16 protein-coding genes and 1 pseudogene are annotated in these 20,223 nt (G+C 48.9%); 4 read left to right on the forward strand and 13 right to left on the reverse strand.

The annotated features are described in order from the left end of the window. Positions 1-2: 2 nt before the first annotated feature. The 4 genes from CHA6605_RS10530 to CHA6605_RS10545 form a co-directional block, all read right to left on the reverse strand. Positions 3-752 carry an SDR family oxidoreductase gene (locus CHA6605_RS10530; protein WP_015159444.1) on the reverse strand — a complete coding sequence of 250 codons (750 nt, stop codon included), beginning with the start codon at positions 750-752 and terminating at the stop codon, positions 3-5. Between the two features lie 52 nt (positions 753-804). Beyond that, on the reverse strand, positions 805-1,215 hold the full coding sequence (locus tag CHA6605_RS10535; RefSeq protein WP_015159445.1) for an MAPEG family protein: 411 nt from the start codon (positions 1,213-1,215) through the stop codon (positions 805-807). A 92-nt stretch (positions 1,216-1,307) separates the two neighbouring features. Then, positions 1,308-2,219, reverse strand: coding sequence for a helix-turn-helix domain-containing protein (locus CHA6605_RS10540; protein WP_015159446.1), 912 nt, complete (start codon positions 2,217-2,219; stop codon positions 1,308-1,310). A gap of 266 nt (positions 2,220-2,485) precedes the next feature. Continuing rightward, on the reverse strand, positions 2,486-2,920 hold the full coding sequence (locus tag CHA6605_RS10545; protein ID WP_015159447.1) for a hypothetical protein: 435 nt from the start codon (positions 2,918-2,920) through the stop codon (positions 2,486-2,488). A 117-nt stretch (positions 2,921-3,037) separates the two neighbouring features. Between CHA6605_RS10545 and CHA6605_RS10550 the strand changes: the two genes are divergently transcribed. Beyond that, a complete protein-coding gene (locus tag CHA6605_RS10550; RefSeq protein ID WP_015159448.1) occupies positions 3,038-6,673 on the forward strand; it encodes a WD40 domain-containing protein in 3,636 nt (1,211 codons plus the stop codon). 89 nt (positions 6,674-6,762) lie between these two features. Here the strand turns inward: CHA6605_RS10550 and CHA6605_RS37240 are convergent, their stop codons facing one another. The 8 genes and pseudogenes from CHA6605_RS37240 to CHA6605_RS10580 form a co-directional block, all read right to left on the reverse strand. After that, positions 6,763-7,014 (reverse strand): GNAT family N-acetyltransferase, encoded by a 252-nt coding sequence (locus CHA6605_RS37240; RefSeq protein ID WP_086936210.1) that lies wholly within the window; start codon positions 7,012-7,014, stop codon positions 6,763-6,765. Between the two features lie 82 nt (positions 7,015-7,096). After that, positions 7,097-7,648: pseudogene (locus tag CHA6605_RS10555) on the reverse strand (alpha/beta hydrolase); the annotation flags it as partial. 87 nt (positions 7,649-7,735) lie between these two features. After that, positions 7,736-8,212 carry a YybH family protein gene (locus CHA6605_RS10560; protein WP_015159451.1) on the reverse strand — a complete coding sequence of 159 codons (477 nt, stop codon included), beginning with the start codon at positions 8,210-8,212 and terminating at the stop codon, positions 7,736-7,738. 59 nt (positions 8,213-8,271) lie between these two features. Further along, positions 8,272-8,682, reverse strand: a complete 411-nt coding sequence (locus CHA6605_RS10565) for a cupin domain-containing protein (protein WP_015159452.1) — start codon at positions 8,680-8,682, stop codon at positions 8,272-8,274. Positions 8,683-8,840: 158 nt separating this feature from the next. Then, complete coding sequence (locus CHA6605_RS34020) at positions 8,841-8,984, reverse strand: hypothetical protein (protein WP_157259954.1); 144 nt, start codon at positions 8,982-8,984, stop codon at positions 8,841-8,843. A gap of 346 nt (positions 8,985-9,330) precedes the next feature. After that, positions 9,331-11,577 (reverse strand): peptidase domain-containing ABC transporter, encoded by a 2,247-nt coding sequence (locus CHA6605_RS10570; RefSeq protein ID WP_015159453.1) that lies wholly within the window; start codon positions 11,575-11,577, stop codon positions 9,331-9,333. Between the two features lie 2 nt (positions 11,578-11,579). Then, the gene (locus tag CHA6605_RS10575) at positions 11,580-12,185 is read right to left on the reverse strand and encodes a hypothetical protein (protein WP_157259955.1); all 606 of its coding nucleotides are present in this window, start codon (positions 12,183-12,185) and stop codon (positions 11,580-11,582) included. 6 nt (positions 12,186-12,191) lie between these two features. Further along, on the reverse strand, positions 12,192-15,485 hold the full coding sequence (locus CHA6605_RS10580) for a type 2 lanthipeptide synthetase LanM family protein (RefSeq protein WP_015159455.1): 3,294 nt from the start codon (positions 15,483-15,485) through the stop codon (positions 12,192-12,194). A 288-nt stretch (positions 15,486-15,773) separates the two neighbouring features. Between CHA6605_RS10580 and CHA6605_RS10585 the strand changes: the two genes are divergently transcribed. After that, on the forward strand, positions 15,774-16,052 hold the full coding sequence (locus tag CHA6605_RS10585; protein WP_015159456.1) for a hypothetical protein: 279 nt from the start codon (positions 15,774-15,776) through the stop codon (positions 16,050-16,052). Between the two features lie 26 nt (positions 16,053-16,078). On the opposite strand, the gene CHA6605_RS34025 is transcribed toward CHA6605_RS10585, so the two are convergent. After that, entirely contained in the window at positions 16,079-16,234 is a 156-nt protein-coding gene (locus CHA6605_RS34025) for a hypothetical protein (protein WP_198288483.1), read from the reverse strand. Positions 16,235-16,251: 17 nt separating this feature from the next. Here CHA6605_RS34025 and CHA6605_RS10590 point away from each other — a divergent pair, with 17 nt between their 5' ends. Both CHA6605_RS10590 and CHA6605_RS10595 read left to right on the forward strand, forming a co-directional pair. Further along, positions 16,252-16,521, forward strand: coding sequence for a hypothetical protein (locus CHA6605_RS10590; protein WP_015159458.1), 270 nt, complete (start codon positions 16,252-16,254; stop codon positions 16,519-16,521). A 241-nt stretch (positions 16,522-16,762) separates the two neighbouring features. Further along, a complete protein-coding gene (locus tag CHA6605_RS10595; protein ID WP_015159459.1) occupies positions 16,763-20,086 on the forward strand; it encodes a type 2 lanthipeptide synthetase LanM family protein in 3,324 nt (1,107 codons plus the stop codon). Positions 20,087-20,223: the final 137 nt, after the last annotated feature.

The raw sequence follows: 20,223 nt of genomic DNA on the forward strand, positions 1-20,223 counted from the left end.
CTCTATAAAGTGCTCGTGCCACCATCAATAATCATCTCACTACCCAGCATAAAAGATGATTCATCAGAGGCAAGGAACACCACTGCCTTGGCTATTTCAATCGGATTGCCAAACCGTTTTAATGGTATCTGAGAGCGAAGCATCTCGGTTACCTGATGGAGAGCCTCTGCTGGCAAGCCGGACTTTCCGAGTATTGGTGTAGCTATCGGCCCTGGACTAACTGCGTTGACCCGAATCCCGCGCTCGATTAGTTCGCCAGATAGAGTTTTGGCAAGTGAAATCATTGCCGCCTTACTCGCACTATAGACACTAGAGTTTGGCATCCCAATATGAGCATTAATTGAGGTATTCAGCACGATCGACGCAGGATTTGCCAAAATTGGCAACAAATTCTGAATGAGAAAAAAGGGGCCTTTAAAGTTGACTGCAATTAGATTATCGAACGTTGCTTCATACCAAGCCTCAAGCGGTTGAAAAATGGCAATTCCAGCATTTAGAAATACCCCATCGAGCCGACCGAAAACTCGCTCGATTTCTGCTACCAATCGCTGTTGCTCGTCAACTCGACCTGCATCGCTCTTAATAACGATAACCTCTTCGCCTAGTTCCTGCTGGGCTTGAGCCAATGTGTCTGGGTTCTGTCCAGTAACGACCACCCGCGCACCTTCTAACCTAAATTGCTTGGCTGTCTCCAGTCCAATCCCTGTTGTACCACCCGTAATTAGTAGCCGTTTTCCTTGTAAGCGATTCATATTAAAGCTCCTTGTAAGTGTGCTTAGGTTTAACTCATCATCGCGCTCTACACTAGATAATTGCCAAGCTTACTAATGCAATCAGACAACCGAACTGAGCTGCTAAACACCACACTCTCAACATCGGATTCAATCCCGCAATATGGATCGCAGAATGGATTAACCGAAATGCAATATATGTGGCAACCAGAAAATCGATTGTCGTTCCAGAAATTCCTCGCACTGTCAACAAGAACACCACACCTAGATACAGTGGCAAATTCTCAACCAAATTAGCTTGAACTCGATAAAGTCGCCAAAACAAATTTTTGTCATCTTGAGGAGTGCCAAAATCTTGCCCCGCACCACCCGCCGCTAGATGCCGAATTCTAACGGTGAGTAGAAGACAAACGATCGCGATCGTCCATCCGATAAATACTACTAATCCCCAGAGCGGGATACTCATTGCTTGAATATGTGGCATCTGTTGTAAGGCGAAACTACTATCGATAGTTTAAAAAAATCGCCAGTCAGCACGCTAGAAAAAAGTTGCTCAGTTTTGGGATATTCTTGCGCTTAGAGTTGTCGCCATTGCCTGGGTGTCTTGCCCAAGATGCTTTTGAAACATCGAGTTAGGTGGCTGGAATCGCAAAAGCCGACCCTGAAAGCAATCTCAGAAATATCTAGATTGCTGGATTCCAACAGGTATTTTGCTCGATCGATCCGCTGCTGCAAAATGTATTGATGCGGTGTAATTCCGACACTTTTCTTAAACAACCGTAAGAAATGATAGGGACTAATTTGGGCGATCGAACTTAACTCAGTCAGCTTCAAATCTAGATCGAGATGGCTGTTTATATAGTTAGTTATCAGCGTCAATTTGGCATCAGATAGCCCATCAGCATAGCTAGAAAGCCTCGGTGATGTCGTGCAATAGTTGCGAAGTAAATGAATGGCTAACGCCGTTTTTAGGCTATCTACGAGTAAGTTGCTGCCGATGCCACCCGTTGCTAATTCCGCACTCAAAGTGGCAAAAATACTTTGAATTAGATCGTCTCGTTTACTCATAAACTGAGGCATCAGTTCGATTCGTTCGGGATTTATCCAGTCTTGTCCGACTTGTTGAAGTAGTGTGTGTTCGATGGCTAAAATGCCGAATCGAGCGGTAGTACTCCAATTGCAGCGATGGGCGATTCCGGCAGGAATGATGGCAATATCACCCAATTGTCGTCTTTCTGTTTCCCGCGTACCAGCCAACCAACGTTCGCCGATGGCAAACCGATCTTCCGGTGTATTTGGCAACCCAAAAGCGATGACATGCATCGTATGTTGATGCTCGGCAACCTCGAACTTGGGCTGTTGATGGAGTTCGACATGGAGACTATCCCAGCCTGAACTAGCTAGAACAGCCGGATTGGGTACGAATGGATCTGAAGCATTTGCTTGACGGTAATCGATCGTTTTTGGGGTTGGTGCTGACAATTTCACTAGAGTTATCCCTGTTTCACAACACGATACTTATTTTGGACAAATCCAAAATCGTAGGCAAGAGTAGATATATGCTGGTGTTTGATATCTGATTCAATTGATGTCTTTAGTGCGATTGAGTGTGCTTGTTAATTTGCCACAATTACAACGGAGTGGGTGATTCATTGTTTTAAGTTTCTCTGTTCGGTATTGCTGTTAACATTCGATCTAAAATTAGATTTCTTTTGCTAATAATCGCTTAATTGTGCTGATAAAGCAGTATGATTTTAAATAATTTTGAGTATTGTCGATCGATCTTCAGGGTGCCGTTCATGTCCTGTGACTGCTAAAGTCGCCGCTACTAAATGAATGGTAATATCAGTAACTTTTCTGTTGGGATAAACAAATTTTTTATACCCGTCGAATAGAGCATCATCAAAGTTAATACGATCTGGATTGTCATGAGTATATTCTAAATTTATCACATCATTTATAAGTTTCGATCTAGATTGATTCAGTGCTTTTTTTAGCTCCAGATAGCCTGCATACAACTTAGACCAAATATCTCCTCCTTTCTTCCGGTGTGGATCGATTGCTATGTCATTTTCATCTTTCTGAGTCAGACCGATGGCTGGGAGAAGAGCCAGCTCGAACCAGACACCACCGAAGTGGAATCTAACTAAACCATTTGCCCCTCGATTGTCGCCGTGCAATTTTTTCACCTAATTTTCTGCGACGATCGATCTCGATCGAGATCGATCGGATGACAATTACATCAAAGTAATTGTTGAATTATTCGGACTAGAATAAGACTAGACATTCTGGCAGGATCTTTGCCAATGACAGCAGATGAAGCCCTAGCATTACTCGATCGACTACTCCAAGAACAGAGTCTCCGAGATCTTCAAGAGCAAGTGTTTCGTCACGCTTGGGAAGGTTGCACCTACCCCAAAATGGCCGAGCTAATCGGTTATGACACTGGATACATCCGCGATATCGGTTACGAACTGTGGCGACAATTAACTCAGGTATTGGGCGAACCCGTCACCAAAAATAATTTGCAAGCGGTATTGCGTCGCCAGCGAGATCGTTCGCCTAAACTAGCGGTGCCAGAAGTTACCCAAACTTCACCCCCAGATCGAGATTGCTATTGGGGCGAGCAGATCGATGTTTCTAGCGTCATTGGGCGTGAAAATGAACTCCAGCAGTTGGAACGATGGCTGGATAACAATTCTGAAGTTAATCCCCTTGAGCCACGTTGTCGGCTGATTTCGATCGTCGGTATGGGTGGCATGGGCAAAACATCAATTGCCGCTAAACTCACTCAAAAGTTAGCAGCCGAGCGCAAATTCGAGCGCATTGTCTGGCAATCCTTACGTAATGCCCCACCGTTGGATAAAATTCTCTTTCAACTTATTGCCTTTGTCTCCCACCAACAGCAAACCGAATCTGCGGATACTGTGGATGCGCAGATCTCGCAATTGATGGCATATTTACGCACTACTCGCTGTCTGATTGTCTTCGATAATTTTGAATCGATTCTCTCCCATGGCGGTTATCGGGAAGGTTATGCTGGGTATAGCGAACTCCTGCGCCGGATCGCAACCGAACATCATGCTAGTTGTTTAATCTTAACCAGTCGGGAAAAACCCCGAACTTTGATTCATTTAGAAGGGGAATCTGGGGCAGTTTGCACGTTAGATTTACTTGGTTTGAGCGAAATAGAAGTAGCCGAGATCGGTTCTGTGAATGGTTGTCATACAGACGATTCCAGCGATTGGCATCAATTACAGCAATCTTATTCTGGCAACCCATTAGCAATTAAAATTGCGGCGACGACCATTCGGGATCTATTTGACGGTAGCGTGAGCGCGTTTTTAGAACAGGGGGTAATTCTCTGTAATGGGATTGAGGCTTTACTGGCACAGCAATTCGCTCGATTGTCCGAGATCGAGCAACAGGCACTGTACTGGTTGGCGATCGGTCGCGAAGCTGTATCGATTTCGCAACTATTAGCAGACTTTATTCTCAGCGGATTTAGATCTCAAGTTTTAGCCGCATTACAATCGTTAGATCGGCAAAGTCTAATCGAAAAAAGTTCGGGCTGCTTTACTTTGCAACCCGTAGTGATGGAATATGTCACTGCACAATTTATCGATAAAATCTGTGCAGAAATTACGACTTTAGATGTGACAATCTTCAATAGTCATGCACTGATTCAGGCTCAGGCAAAAGACTATGTGCGCGAGAGCCAAGTGCGGATGATTTTAGTTCCGCTGGTCGAAAGACTCATGGGTAAATTGCGATCGAAACTAGAAATTAGAAATCAATTAGATCGAGTATTAGTTAAGCTGCGAATCGAATTTGTTGATACCAAAGGCTATGCAGGTGGCAATTTAATTAACTTGTTTCGGCACTTACACATCGACTCGACTGGCTATGATTTTTCTGGTCTGTGCATTCGCCAAGCCTATTTATCGGGCATAAATTTACACGATACTAATTTTACGAACACCGATTGGGCAGACTCAGTTTTTACCGAAACCTTCGGCAGTATTGAAGCAGTTGCCTTTAGTCCAGATGGCGGCTATCTGGCTAGCGGCGATTTTTACGGCGATATTCGATTGTGGGATGCCCGCACTTTCCAACTGCGATCGATCCTGCGCGGTCACACTAATTGGGTCAGGGCGATGGCTTTTAGTCCCGATGGTCGAACGCTAGCCAGTGGGAGTTTCGATCGTACCGTGTGGCTCTGGGATGTCAGTACAGGTGAGTGCTTGCAAACATTCGCAGATCGTGCCCAAGCAATCCAGTCAGTGGCATTCAGTCCTGATGGCAAACTACTAGTCAGCGGTAGCCTTGATACTTTTGTCAATAGTAGCGACGATTGCACGATCGGGATCTGGGATGTCAGCACTGGTGAATGTTTGAAGACCGACTATCGTGAGACGGTCTATTCAGTAGCAGTCAATCCTGACGGTCGAACTATTGTCAGTGGCGGTGCTGATGCAAAGATCGGGCTGTGGGATATTAACACCGGACGATGCCTGAAAACATGGACGACGCATCAAGGCAAGGTCTATTCAGTGGCATTTAGCCCCGATGGTCGAACCATCGCTAGTGGCGGTGAAGATGCCACCCTCAAACTCTATGATGCGAGTACTGGTGAATGTTTGAGCACTTATTTAGGACATCGCGATGAATTAAGGTCTGTTATTTTCAGTCGGGATGGTCGAATGTTGATTAGCGGTGGCAAGGATCGCACTATCAAGCTCTGGGATGTGCGGACGGGGAACTGTTTGAAGACACTGGTAGGTCATGAGAATTGGATTTGGTCGATCGCTGCTAATCCGACTCATCAGATCGTAGCTAGCGGTGGTGAAGACCGCACGGTCAGGCTTTGGAATCTGGATACTGGTAATTGTCTGAGAGTTTTTCAGGGTTACGCCAATACGATTTATGGGATGGCTTGCGCCCCAGCACATTCGATCGATGCGTCACCGATGCTAGCTGCTGGATATTTTGGTGGCGCGTTACGACTGTGGAATATTCAGGACGTTGGCGTAGCCTCCCCTTCGGGGAATCGCTCTACGAGTTTGAGCGGTCATAGTAGCTCCATTAGAACGGTAGCCTTCAGTCCAGATGGTCGATTTCTCGCTAGTGGCGGTAGCGGCGACGACCCGATCGTCAAACTTTGGAGCGTCTGCGATGGTCGGTGCTGCCACATTTTATCTGGACATACCAATGGCATTTGGTCGGTGGCATTTAGCCCCGATGGTGACATCCTTGCCAGTAGTAGCTCCGATCGGACGGTGAGACTGTGGAGTACGCTGACTGGGGAATGCGTCCGAATGCTACCAGAAGATACAGATTGGGTGACATCAGTATTATTTTTGACCTCCCCAACGATACTGGCTTGTGCTAGTCGGACGATCGCATTTTGGAATATCCAGACGGGAGAGTGTATTCAGACCTTGCAGGGCGATCGGATCGGGAAGCTCGCGCTCGCAATGAATCCCGATGGCGATATTTTGGCTGGCAGTAGTGTCGATCGGAGCATTGCCCTGTGGCGCATCGATACTGGTGAGTGTCTCCAGGTTTTGCACGGTCATAATGCCTTCGTTCGGTCGTTAGCTTTCAGTCCAGATGGGCAACTGCTAGCCAGTGGCGGTGGTGACAACACGATTAGGCTCTGGGATGTTCGCAGTGGTGAATGTTTGAAGAGCTTACAGGGGCATACGCATGGTGTGTTTGCAGTGGCGTTTGTGCCCCACTACAGTCAGGAATTTGCCGATCGACAGTTGCTAGCTAGTACTGGTACTGATGCCAGCATTCGATTCTGGGATGTTGCTACGGGTGAATGCGTCAAAATCATCCAATCGCCACGACCCTATGAGGGGATGAATATTCGGGGCATCCAAGGATTGACTGCTGCCCAGCAGGAGAATTTAATAGCCTTAGGAGCGATCGGATAGAATCCCTTGGAGATCTCGATCGTTGCGATCTTGGCGATCTTGAAGAGAAAAAACTTCGACTTCCCCATGACCTATCATTACCATTACTTTCATGAGTTTGCCGCCAAAGCATCCAATCTTAATACATACCGCCAGTATCGGATTTCAAAGTTGCTAGGCAACTCAATATCCCGTTTAAAGCCCAGTCGTTCGTACATTTTTCGTGCAGCTACCATTACCTCGCTCGTATGCAGTCCGATCGTCTCTGCTTTGTCTTGCTGTGCTCGATCGATGCATTCCAAACTCAGTTGCCCTCCGATGCCCTGACTCCGGTACTGAGGTAATACGGCTAAGATCCGCATTGATGCCCAGCGTCCCCTTTGGGGAATCGGGCACTTCGGTGGGTGAGCCACCGATTAGTGTTGTAATCGCAGGTTCGCCACAAGCCTGGTTCTGCATTGGTAGAAACGTTTCTAGATCTACTACTCCTGCCAAATTAACGACCCCGACGACCCGCAACGGCTCTTTAAACAAGAAGTGACTCTGTTGGGGCAGCCGATGCCGAGCGGCAGCCCAAGTGCCAAGATGCCCGCCCGCCGAATGACCGACGATCGCCACACGGTCTAGGTCAAGTGTGTATGGTTTAGCCAGCACCCGTAAGTAATCGATCGCATTGGCGACATCCTCAAATGTCCCCGTCCATCCACCGCCTGGGAGATCGATTTGACGATATTCAATATTCCAGGTGGCGATCCCGTGGCTGGTGAGAGCGGAGGAAAGAGCCGCCGTGTTCTGAAGATCGGCAGTGAGATCGCCATGCCTGTACTTCCAGCAGCCGCCATGAATCACAACGGCAACGGGGTGACTCCCTGGAGCCTGTGGTAGTCGCAAGTCGCCAAATTGAAAAGGTTCGCTCCCGTAGTGGATGCGCCGATCGGCTGGTGATGATGGGAGTCGATCGATCTGTTGAGGATTGAGAAATTGAGCGGCTGCCATAGTATGAATTACTCCGATCGCAATGAAAGGTACGAGTTTGAATATCGTCGTTCGCAGTGCTGTTTCTCATGTCTGCACGAGTAAACATTACTCGATCGAAGGGCGATCGTCGGCTACGCCTAGTGCGAGTACAGCCGCCAGCTTTAAACTAATGCCGTTCGCCAGCGGATCTGCGTGCCGATGCACGAGTTGCCATGCGTTCGCTTCATGACGAAAGACTTGGGTGACTCGCAGCGACCAGTCTTGCTTGGGCAAGCCTCCGACTTCACCACACACCCGCTCGATCGTCACGAGTACGGCTAAATCTTCTGTGGCGTAGGTTGCGACTACCTCTTGGTCGAATGTGCCAGAACTAAAAAACCTGCCCATCTCGACCCGTCTCGACAGATCGAAGCCGTGGGTCGGCTCTCCACCGAATGGCGACATCAGCGTGTAGTCATGTGCATGTTCTGTCAGTGCGAGGTATCTATCGATGTCACCACGCATTAGTGCCGCGTTTGCTGCTGCTGTCTGCTGTGTTAGGTTAGCAACATCTTGACTCCCATTCACAACTCTTTCCTCCATCTTTCTCATTCCCAGTCTTTGGGCTACTTTTCGTGACTCAATGTTTGGTCGATCGCGCGTCAATCAGTAACTCGGTATGTCACGTCGTACATCGAACCACTACCGCTAACGCGCACGGTCTTTTGACCGCTAGCAGAGACACTAAAACTGCCCAAAAGATCGGCATCAGCTTTGGTATCACCGTCCTTATCGAACAAGCGAACGTCCGCAGTACCGTCGAAGTTTGCACCCACACCAACACTCGCACCACCGCCATTCTGCATAACGATCGGGCGATCGCGCATCAAGATTTGACCGTTAATAACTAAGAACAATTCGTCAGTGCCATCAGGATCGGCACATGCCCTGATACAGCGAACGCTCAAAATATCGATCCGCTTGCCGCCTTCGAGCATTTGAGATTGGTCGGCGGTCAATTCCGCAAACAGAGATTCTGAGAGAAGGTTGAGGTTAGATTTAGAGAAAGTCATGATGTTTTTTCCTGGTAAATGATGAGTTAATTTGTGGAGATCGGACAAAATTACCAAGCTACTAACTCATAAACTTGTCATTACTCCGTTCGCGTTGGCGTTTAGCCTGCCGTAGCGGCGCGCGTATCTGCTGACGCAGAGGCTGTGCCTACGGCAGGCTACGCCAACGCCAACGGCGGGTGTCCCGCCGTAAAAAGCGGATGCAACCACGCGGAGGTTTCCTCCGCATGTGTTGCACCAAGCAGCGCGACAAGACAGGCACAGCGTCGGCTTTGCCGAATCGATCGTGAGTCGATTCTCATTCTGAGTAACTGAGCCGACATAAATGTCGTCTAATCGGTGAAAGAAACTCTGTTTGGGTGTGCTGGATTTTATGCTCCAACCCAATTTGCAGATTCTTGCTGTGAGCCAGTTTCAGCTAAGTTTCTTAGAAGAGGCTACGCCAACGAATGGAAGGTTTAATTTCTTCCATATCCCCAGAATATGCGCCACCAGACCGATTGACAGCCAGAAAAGATCGGGAAAAGTCTGGTGTTGACGATCGGAAAAGATCGGATCGTTGCCAAAAGATATCAGATTAATCTCCATCAAAAACCCCGCCTTTCAAGGCGGGGTAGATAGATCTTTTTGCTCTAAATTGTCGATCTCTTATGCCTTAAGTTGGCTGTGAACGAGAGCGGCATAGATGCCTTGTTGTGCCAGGAGCGTAGCGTGCGTTCCCCGTTCGACAATCCGGCCTGCATCCAGCACTAAAATACAATCCGCATTCTGGACTGTACTGAGACGATGCGCGATCGCAATGCGGGTACAGGATAAGTTATTTAAGTTCTGCTGTACCTGGTGTTCTGTTTGAACATCGAGATGACTGGTAGCTTCATCCAGCACCAGAATGGCAGGCTGATTCACGATCGATCGCGCGATCGCCAAACGCTGAAGTTGGCCTCCCGATAGCCCAGAGCCGCCTTCGGCTATGCGAGTTTCATACCCCATCGGCAAGCGGATAATGTCATCATGGATGTTTGCCAGTTTGGCAGCTTGAATGACTTGCTCTAAGGAAAGTTGCGGATGATTTAATGTAATATTTTGGCGGATAGATCCACTAAAAATCGCAGCGTCCTGGAGGACGACACCAAACTGACTGCGGAGGGTACGCCAGTTGAGGGTTTGCAGCGGTAAATTATCGTACCGGATCTCTCCTTCCGTCGGTAGATATAAACCTAACAGCAGTTTTGCCAATGTACTTTTGCCAGAACCGGAGCGACCCACCAGTGCGATTTTTTGCCCAGGGGCGATCTTGAGGGAAATATCCCGCAATACCCAGGGGGCATTTGGATCGTAGCGAAAGTTTAGCTGTTGGAGTTCGATACATCCCGTCAACTTGGGAGCAGCATGTACCAAACAGACATCCTGCTCTGGATCTGCCGCTAGCACATCCGTCAGCCGTTCGAGATGAGCACCCACCAATTGCAAACGTTGACTATTGGACACCAGCGAAGAAAGCGGTGTAAGGACAGCAATCGCGATCGCATTGAAGGCCAACATACTCCCGAGGGTCATCGTGTCATTGAGTACAAATAGTGTCCCCAGCCACAGCAGCAGCAGCGGTGAAAAAATGCGCACAGAGAGCATTGTGGTGTCTAAGATCGCCATGAGATAGTTTCGTTTTAGCGATACATTTAGTTGCTTGAAAAATAAGTTCGACCACCGATCGAGGGTGCGATCTTCCGCTCCAGATGCTTTGATTGTTTCGATGCCTTTGAGGGCTTCGACTAAATAGCTTTGAGATTCTGCCTGCGCCCACAAATCCTGCTGCATCAGATCGTGCATCCGATCGGTTGTCACGAACAAGATGGCAACTTGCAGGATGCCAATTCCCAGCACTGTCAGTCCAAACCAGGTTGCCTGGTTCAACAACAGTACCAGATACCCCAACACAAACGCTCCGTCCAGAAGTATTGAAAGTGTTTGACTGGTGAAGGTCTCTCGGATCGTGGTGTTGCTACTCAGGCGCATCAAGAGATCGCCCGTCGTGCGCTGCTCGAAGAAACGGAAGGGTAAGGTGAGCAGATGCTCGAAGAAACTGAGCATTAGCTGAGAATCCAGACGGGCTTGCAGGAAGATGAGTAAAGTAGCTCGCAGATAATGAGTCACGACTTGGGCAAGCACCAGGATGACTATCCCAATTCCAAGCATCGGCATCATGTCCAGATTTTGGGCAGGTAAAATTCGATCGACTAGCACTTGTGTCAGAATGGGCAAAGCCAATCCCAAAATTTGGAGCAGGAAGGAGGCACCCAGAATTTGCAGGAGGATACCGGGGGTTTGGAAGAAATAGCTCGACAAATAGGTGTGCCAGGAAAATTGCTCGCGAGTGGATTGGCGATCGAAGTTAACTCCTGGCTCGAAGGTCAACACCACTCCCGTGAAAGCCGCCTCAAATTGAATCGGTGTTAACCGCCGTCGTCCGCTGCCTGGATCGATGATTTCGATCTGCTGGGGCGACCATCGCTCGATGACTACAAAGTGTTCAAAATTCCAATGGGCGATCGCTGGTAGCGGCACATACCGAAACTCGGCGAGGTCTTCAATGGCATAGGCTTTGACCCGCAGTCCCAACGTCCGCGCCGTAATGGCGATCGTTTCAGCGGTCGCACCATCTCGCCCAATCCCCATCAGATTTCGGCATTCTGCGACTTGAGTAGGACGACCGAAGTAGCTGAGGATCATTGCCAAGCAGGCTGCACCACATTCTAGGGCACTGAGTTGCAGCCGCACCGGGACGCGATGACGACGAAAAAGACGCAAAATTCTGGCATGACTATCCTTGAGGAGGTCATATCTCTGGGGACTCGATTCCCGATCGTGGATCTTGCGTGCTGTTTTAAAGATATTCATCGTCAAGGTGTCTGAAAGTGAGAACCGATCCAGGGCAAGAGTGAAAGCAGCCGCTGCGATCCAACTACTATTTCGGCTTTGCCCGTACTACCGATATAAGCTGAGGTTGGGAGGTGTAGATCGGCGGGATCTAGGGGGACGATCGCTACGGCAACGGGTTGGTTAATTTGCAAAGCTGTACTAGCAGTCAGTCCAAATCGATCGCGGATGTCTTCAGGGCTGCGAATCACAGGTTTATCTTTGAGCTTCAGTCGGCTCAAGCGACTTCGATCGAGGCTGGATAGCCCCTCGAAGTGGAGTCGGAGTGGCTGATGAGCCTGCAAATGCGATCGCGTTTGAGTGGGAAAGAATGCAGCAATGACAACTTTTTCACGAACTCCCTGAGTTCGATCTCGCGAACGTACAACCATTGCTTTCCCAGCGGCAGACACGGGCACCTTCGCGAACCAGGCCATGAAAATCCCCCCAAACAGTAATCCCAGGAGTACCCACAGATAGAGAAAACTGCTGGGGGAGATCCATCGCGGCAGCACGATCTCCTCACGGCTAGCAACATAACGACGAATCGCATCTTCTCGAAAAATAGAGCGGTTGGGTCGATCCATCATGCTTTCCTACCGAAATATGTTTACTAATGGCTCAGTCTTGGCAGTCTTGGAGCGATCGATTGGAGGTGCCAGAACTAATACCGAAGGTACTCGATCGGGTGCTGCCAGACGCAGTAGCCCGTAACCAATCCCTGCCAATCCAGTCATCAGTCCAGGGGATTCTACCGCCAGTGGAATCCCACAGAGCCATCCGTCTCGATCGATGCTGCCCAGGATCGTTGCTGCAAGGCGATCGCAGTGTACTTGCCACTGCGGTTCCCCCAGAATTTCACTCGCTTGGAGCAGGAGTTCTAGATTACCCAAATCGCCATGACAGAGGGAATGATTGTGCCCAAATCCTTGCTCGATCGTCGTTTTGAGGGCTACATCAATCTCATCCCGCATCTGTGAGTCATGGAGATCGGCAAGGCACTGCAATCGACCTAAACCGATGCCAGGTGCGCCATGACACCAGGCTGTAACGCAGTTCGATCGATCCTGTTTACCCGAGCGAATGGTGGCCGCAAATTCTCGCAAATCTGGCCAGTTCATCGCCTCAACCGAAAATAAACTGCGTTCGTAAGCGATCGCGCCTAGTGCCGCCTTGCGAAACCGCTGCTTGCCTGTAATTGCCGCTAATTTCAGTAGTGCCCAAGCAATACCCGCCGCACCATGAGAGAATCCAGTTAATGGTTTATTAGCCAGCCCTTCGATCCTCCAACCAATCCCTCGCGCCATTGGGGTCGCAAGTGCCAGCAATCGATCGCCACACAGCATCGCCGCGTCGAGGATCTGTGCGGTGGGAACGTATCGATAAAGGGCGAGTAAACTGCCGATGCAGCCCGCGCTACCGCGAACTATATCTAATTGCGTATCTTGTTCGATCTGTGGCGGGAGCAACGCGACGATCGCTTCTGCTTCAGCAATTAGTTGTGGCTCATCCCAGAGGATTCCTAGATGAGTGAGGGTATAGATAATCCCACCCCAGCCACTGAAACCACCAATCTGCGAGATCGACGATCGACTTTGCGCTAATTGATGTTGAAGCGTTTTCATTGCCGAACGAGCTAACTCAGTGTAGCGATCCGCTCGATCGATCTCACCGAGATAAGCCAGAAATAGAATTACCCCTGGCAAACCATCGTAGAGATCGTACCCCAGTGGTGTCAAAGTCCAGTGGCGATCGTTGACTAGTGCCAAGCCAATCCAGGTCACATCGGACTCACCTCGTAAAGCTAACGCCTCTAAGCGATCTCCGACAGACCGCGCTGCGGCTAATAGCCGATCGCGATTGGCAATAGGTGGCGATTCAGTCAGTGGGTAGCCTGAATGTCCCTTATGCTCTGGCTCGTCAGCGATCGGATAAAGTGCTGTCAGCGATGCCCGAATAATCCAAAGTTGTCGAGCTAAATCGGCTTCACCCATTAGCTGCACGCGATCGCGTACCGATGCTAAACCAGGCTTGTCGAGGAAATTGCTAATCCGCCCGGAACTCGTCCACAGATGCTGTGAGTCAGGACGGGTGGTAAACATGGGAATGTCACCGTCGAGCAAGTCTTCACGCTCAAAGGCGATGAGTCGAGCTAGATAGGGCAGATTTTCAACTGCTAGCCAGAGCCGATCCAACAGCCGATCGCGATCGAGGGCGTTGCGTAACACATCTGGATGGAAGCTTTCATTGAGCAGGATCGCGTAAGTCCGCGTCGCCCGCACGATGACGCGCACGGTATCTTCAGCAAAGCTGGCAATTGGCCCACTTGGAGCCAATAATTCATCGCGGTGCTGCAACAGCATGTGATACAGATTAGTAAACCCGTTGGCGATGGCTTCAGTGTAATCGAGCACATTTACTTTTTCGCCATTGAGTGTCGGTTGATTCTGCGTTTCTGGCATCTCCATCTGCTGACGGATTAGTTTCATCTCATCGGTGCCCATCCCTTCCCAGCGGGGGATCTGGTGGGGAGTCAATTGTCCTGATGGTGCCCCCAAGCCACTGATGTCAATCCCTTCAGACTCATCGTTCGACCAAATCCGTTGGGGCAGCAACCCAGTTCCATAAACTGAGTGATTCAGAGTCCCGATCGCCAGTTGGCTGGCTCGATCGAGATCGATACCCCCAATGCGGGGATGAAACAGTGCTTCTAAGTCAATCAAAATCGGGCATTCTCCAGCCGCAATTAAATTCTCGTGATGAAAATCAATGGCTTCTAGCGCATAGAGAATTGCTAAGTAAGCACCCTGACGTTCGTAAAATCGCTGAATCTGGTCTGCTGAGGAGCAGGGTTGAGCCTCAATAAATTCGACCCAGCCATAGTCCTGACGATCGAGAATTTTCAGCAAGCGCAAAGGCGGATGGTTGCCACGTTCGTTAATCCAGTGGAGGAGTTCTTGGAAATGCACATCGAGCGACAGCGATCTGGGTTTATATACAACGCGAAGATCGGCACTGAATTTCGCAACTATCACACTCCGACCTTCGCGATGGCTGTCTCCTTGGCCAGCACTCACTTCTACCAACACCCCAGGCTGGTGACTGGGGCAGAACTGCGATCGCAGCTCGTCCCAATCCCGACACAGATGCTGGAGAAATTCCAGGCTAGTAGTCACCCAATGGTTGATGCAAAGCGCAGCTTGTCGAGCCATCACCGGATATTCTTGCAAAATACCGAGGGCAACATCCCGTTGCCGCAATCGCTGCGTAAAACTTTGAAATCGTAGCTCTGGAGTATCGCCTTGCAGTAGTTCTTGCAACCGAGCTACATTTAACTCCAAAACCAGAGTGCGACTGACGATCGACAGTAACCGCTGGGGGAGATTTGCAAATAACAGGGTTTCGATCGTGTTGGGGTCAAATGGGAGATCCGAGGCGGTGGCGATAAGGGTCTGAATTCCCGCTTGCAGGCGAGCGCATCCTTGCTGAACGATTGGTTCGATGAGATTCAAAAAATCAATCGTGGGAATTTCTTTCAGTTCGTCAGGCATGTTTATTGGTTCAAATTCAGTCTCATCAGCGAAGGCTCGTTCCAATTCGATTAACCAGTCTGGTGGATGAGATCGGCGATCGCGCACTGCCTCGATCGGTTCGCCGAGAATGCGCCGGAATTGTGCTTCACTGATGTTTGCAGCCGCCAGCCGTCGAGCGAAATATGTATCTTTGTCAAATGGTGGTTGCGCTCGCCACCGATCGATCGATTGTCGAGCCAAGTCAGCATCTATCTCTAGGTTTAAATTGCCATCCTCAATCGCCATTAAGGACGCAATCCGCTCGGATAAAGTGACTGCCCGATCCCAGTCCGCTGTTTGAAAACAAGGGTGATTCATGTAAGTTCATCCATCATTCTTTGTTAATAAGTTAGTAAGATAGTCGATTGAATGCTATTTGCTAATCTTGTTTTAACAAAACAGTAGATAACTCACCCTACACTTCAGGGTAGTTCTCGATCGAGAATTATTGAGATGCAACCAACAGATGAATTTAAAATAAAAATCAACAACACTACTCAAAAGTGTGGCTTCTACCTCTATTTTATTAGTTAAAACAGAATTAGAAAATCAATCCTAGACAAATTGTTTTCCGAACTCACCAAACTATAAAAGGAAACAAATCTGATGCTTGAGAATATCAAAGCACTGTTGCAAAATACTCAATTGCAACAGCAAGTCAAAGCCGCTGCTAACTTAGCAGCAGCGAGCGAATTAATTACAACTGCTGGTGCCCAAAAAGGCTACTCTTTCACCCCAGAAAGCGTCGCTGGGGCGATCGGTAAACTAATGCTCGGCGATCGCGAACTCTCAGAAGCTGACTTGCTCTCAGTTGCTGGTGGGGCGATGCCAGCTTGCTGTCCCGTTGTAAGAACTGCTGACAGCAAACGGGGTTGTGGCGGCTAAATAGTCGGGGTATTTCTAGCAAGTTGCTACGTGGTTAACTCGGCTGCGGCGGCTTGCAGAAATTCTGACTTGACAGGAATGAACTTGCTCTGAGGTGACTCGCTCCGATTTGGAGCAATTTCAATACCTGGCATCAAACTAATTAGGTGGGTGGCTTTCCACATACCTCGTACTAACTTCAAAATTGGAAAATAAACACATGCTTGAGAACATCAAAGAACTGTTGCAAAATACTCAATTGCAACAGCAAGTCAAAGCCGCTACTAACTTATCAACAGCGAGCGAATTAATTACAACTGCTGCTGCCCAAAAAGGTTACTTTTTCACCCCAGAAAGCGTCGCTGGGGCGATCGGTGGACTAATGCTCGGCGATCGCGAACTCTCGGAAGCTGACTTGCTCTCAGTCGCTGGTGGGGCGATGGGTATGTGCTGTGCCATTGGGGGGACACGGAGCACTAAGCCAGACTAGTACTGAGAGGCACAAGTTTAGAGACTATTTCTAGATAGCTCTTTACGAGTGCCAATCCTGCTTGGTGAAACGCACGCTGTAGGCGAGCGAAGCGAGACGTGCCGCTAGGCGGGAACCTCAGCGCGATTTCATCCGCAAAATCCAAAATCCAAAATCCAAAATCCAAAATAAAATGGTACCTGGATTTACGCCGCTCAGTACTAGTGAGGGCTAAAAAACAATTTAGGCGAGAATATTACTTATGATGATGTCTCACAGATCGATCGCGCCTCAAATCAACTGCACTCCAGAGCTAGCCTCGATTGTTGCTAACGCCAGCTTCCTCTGGGAACGCCTCGATTCAGCGCGTTTTACTCCAGATAACCAACCCAAAAGCGAACCAGAAATCGATCGTCGCCTCGAGCGTTGGTGTCACGTTGTCGCACAGGACAATTGGGACACCTTGCAGAAGCGGTTAGAGTGGGCAGGATCGAACCTCGATACGGTTCGTCCGTTGCTGGGAACTGTCCGATTGACGATCGCTGAGCCGTTGCCAGAATGGGCAGAAACTTTACAACAAATCATCGAAACAGCGACAGATTTTACATCTGCATCCGCATCATTTTTGCCAATTGAAGCAGACAATCCAATTGTGTTCGAGGACGTTCTCTTACCTGCCATTATTGTTGCCAGACAGCAACTTTTGACTCGGCTTGGCGATCGACAACTCACAACAGATAGCCTGCCTTTATCGATGCTCTGTGCAGATGCTTATCGTGCTTTAGAGCGCAGCTTATTGCAACGACTATCAGAACTTTGCGCCAAGACACTAAACTTTGAATTTTCGCAGGTTCGTCCTTTTGGTGAGAACTTACTCAATTTGCTAGGGCTAGAACCGGAAACAAGCAATAACAAAACTCACTATACTCAGTTTGTCGATCGACTGCGGCAAGATGGACTATTGACTTTATTTCAAAAATATGCAGTCATGGGTCGATTAGTGGCTACGGCAGTCAATTTTTGGGTCGAGTTCGCGGTAGAGTTCCTCCACCGATTAGATCGAGATAAACGAGACATTCAAAGAGTTTTTGGCTCGACAACCGTTCGATCTGCCCCAAACAAAGTTACTGATATCCAAACATCTCTTTCCGATCCCCACAATCGCGGACGAACCGTTATTTTGCTCACCTTTGAGTCTGGGCTAAAACTCGTCTATAAGCCCAAAGATTTAGGATTAGAGGTGGCATTTAACCAATTGTTGGACTGGTGCAACCAACACAGACAGCTCTTGGATTTCAAAATTATCCAAGTGCTGAACCGGAACGATTACGGTTGGGTGGAATATGTAGAATATCAACCTTGTGTGGATGGAGCGGCGGCGGAACGCTTTTATCAGCGAGCCGGAATGCTGTTGTGTCTGCTTTACACGCTCAGAGCCAACGATTGCCACGACGAAAACTTAATTGCCAGTGGCGAATATCTAGTGCCGATCGATCTGGAAACCCTAATGCACCACGAAGCAAATCCGATCGAAAATTCACCCTTTAGCCAAGAGTTTGAAACCACCGCAATCCAACAATTTTGGGACTCGGTACTCCGCACTGGAATGTTACCTCGGTGGGATTTTAGCAGCGATCGTCGCAGTGCTTATGATATCAGCGGTTTAGGCAGTGGCAACGATCGACAGATTGCTAGAAAAGTGCCGCGCTGGCAAGCAATTAATACTGACAATATGCACCTGCGGTACGAATTTGTGACATTACCACTAGAGCAGAATGTGCCGCGCTTGGGTGAAATTGCGCTGTCTGCCAATGATTATCAGAGCCAAATTGTGGCTGGATTCGAGCAGATGTATCGTTTCCTGATGGCAAATCAGGATAAATTACTGGCTCCAGATAGTCCACTTGCCGCGATGCAAAATCGACAGATTCGCTTTATTTTCCGCGCTACCCAAATCTACGGTACCATTTTGCAAGACACCTGGGTACCCGATCGCCTCAAACACGGCGTAGACTATAGTATCGAACTCGATCGCCTCTGTTGTGCCTTTCTCATTGCACGGGAGAAACCACCTGCGTGGTCGATCCTGAGTGCGGAGCTACAAGCTATGGAGCAGTTAGACATTCCTTTGTTCGCAGCTAGTGCCTCCAGTGACGAACTCACTGTGAGCGGACATCCATCGATTCGGCACTACTTTAAGCAACCCAGTTACCAGCAGGTGCTGAGCCAATTGCAAGCCCTCGATGAAACCGATCTGTCTCGACAAATCGCGATAATTCAAGGCTCCTTCTGCGCTAAACTGGCGCAAACCTCCAGCCAAGATCGCGATCGATGGGATGCGGAATCGTTACCGTTGCTAAATTCGACAGAACTGATTGAGGCAGCACGGGAAATCGCCTCAGAAATCGCAATTAAAGCTATTCCAGACCCCAACGATAGCGTCAACTGGATTGGCTTAGGCTATGAACTCAGGGCAGAAAGATTCCAACTCCAAGTGTTAACTGATAGCCTTTATGACGGACGTTGTGGGGTTGCTCTGTTTCTGGCGGCACTATCTCAAGTCGATCGCGATCCGCGTTTGGGCAATCTGGCATTGCAGGCGTTACAATCCCTGCGGCGGCAGATCCACACTCTCGATCTTGAATCTCAGCAGCGCACGGCTCGCCTCACTGGAATTGGCGGGGCAGCAGGTTTAGGTGCCACAATCTATACCTTCGTCAAGGTGAGCCAATTTCTAGGCGATCGAACACTCTTGCAAGATGCGCTAGCCTTATCCGCTTGGATCTCACCAGAATCGATCGCTGCCGATCGATATTTGGATATCATTCATGGAGCTGCTGGAGCCATGTTAGGGCTGTTGTCTCTCTATGAAGTAACCAGAGAAACAACGGTATTAGATCGGGCGATTGCCAGTGGAGAGCATTTACTCGCCCACCAAGTCAGCCATAAAGGTGCTCCTAAAGCTTGGCGAACCGCTGGTGAAATTCCGTTAACGGGTTTCTCTCATGGAGCCGCAGGCATCTCCTACGCGCTGCTGCGACTTTACGCTGTTACCCAGGAGCGCAACTACTTAGAAGCTGCCCAAGCCGGAATTGAGTATGAGCGCAACGTTTTTTCGGCCTCCCATGCCAACTGGCCAGACTTCCGCGAACTAGAACACACCGGACAACCTAACTTTCTGGTTCATTGGTGTCATGGTGCAGCGGGAATTGGTTTGGGACGCTTGGGCTGTTTCAACATTGCAAAAACGCCAGAGCTTGAAAGCGAAATTGAAATTGCGCTGCAAACAACTCAGCACTATGGTTTGCAATCGATCGATCATCTCTGCTGCGGCAATATGGGTCGAGTTGAGGTGCTGTTAGTCGGCGCTCAACGCTGCTCCCGTGCGGATTGGCATCGAGTTGCTTTGCACAATGCTACCAATGTTGTGGCTAAAGCCAAGCATACTGGCGCATATCAACTGTTTTCTAACTTACCTAATTCTGTCTTTAATCCTGGCTTTTTCCGAGGTACTGCCGGAATTGGTTATCAGCTCCTGCGTCTAGCACAGCCCGATCGATTACCTTCAGTGTTGTTGTGGGAGTAAATTGCTTGGATTAAGTAATAAATAATAAGTAATAAGTTCTTTTTGAAAATTCATTTCTTACAACGCATCGCCTTCTGATAGAGGGCGATTTTGTTGATTGTTGTTTGAATTAATTCGGTTGGCTTAGAATTGACAAA

The organism is Chamaesiphon minutus PCC 6605, assembly GCF_000317145.1.
Lineage (GTDB): Bacteria > Cyanobacteriota > Cyanobacteriia > Cyanobacteriales > Chamaesiphonaceae > Chamaesiphon > Chamaesiphon minutus.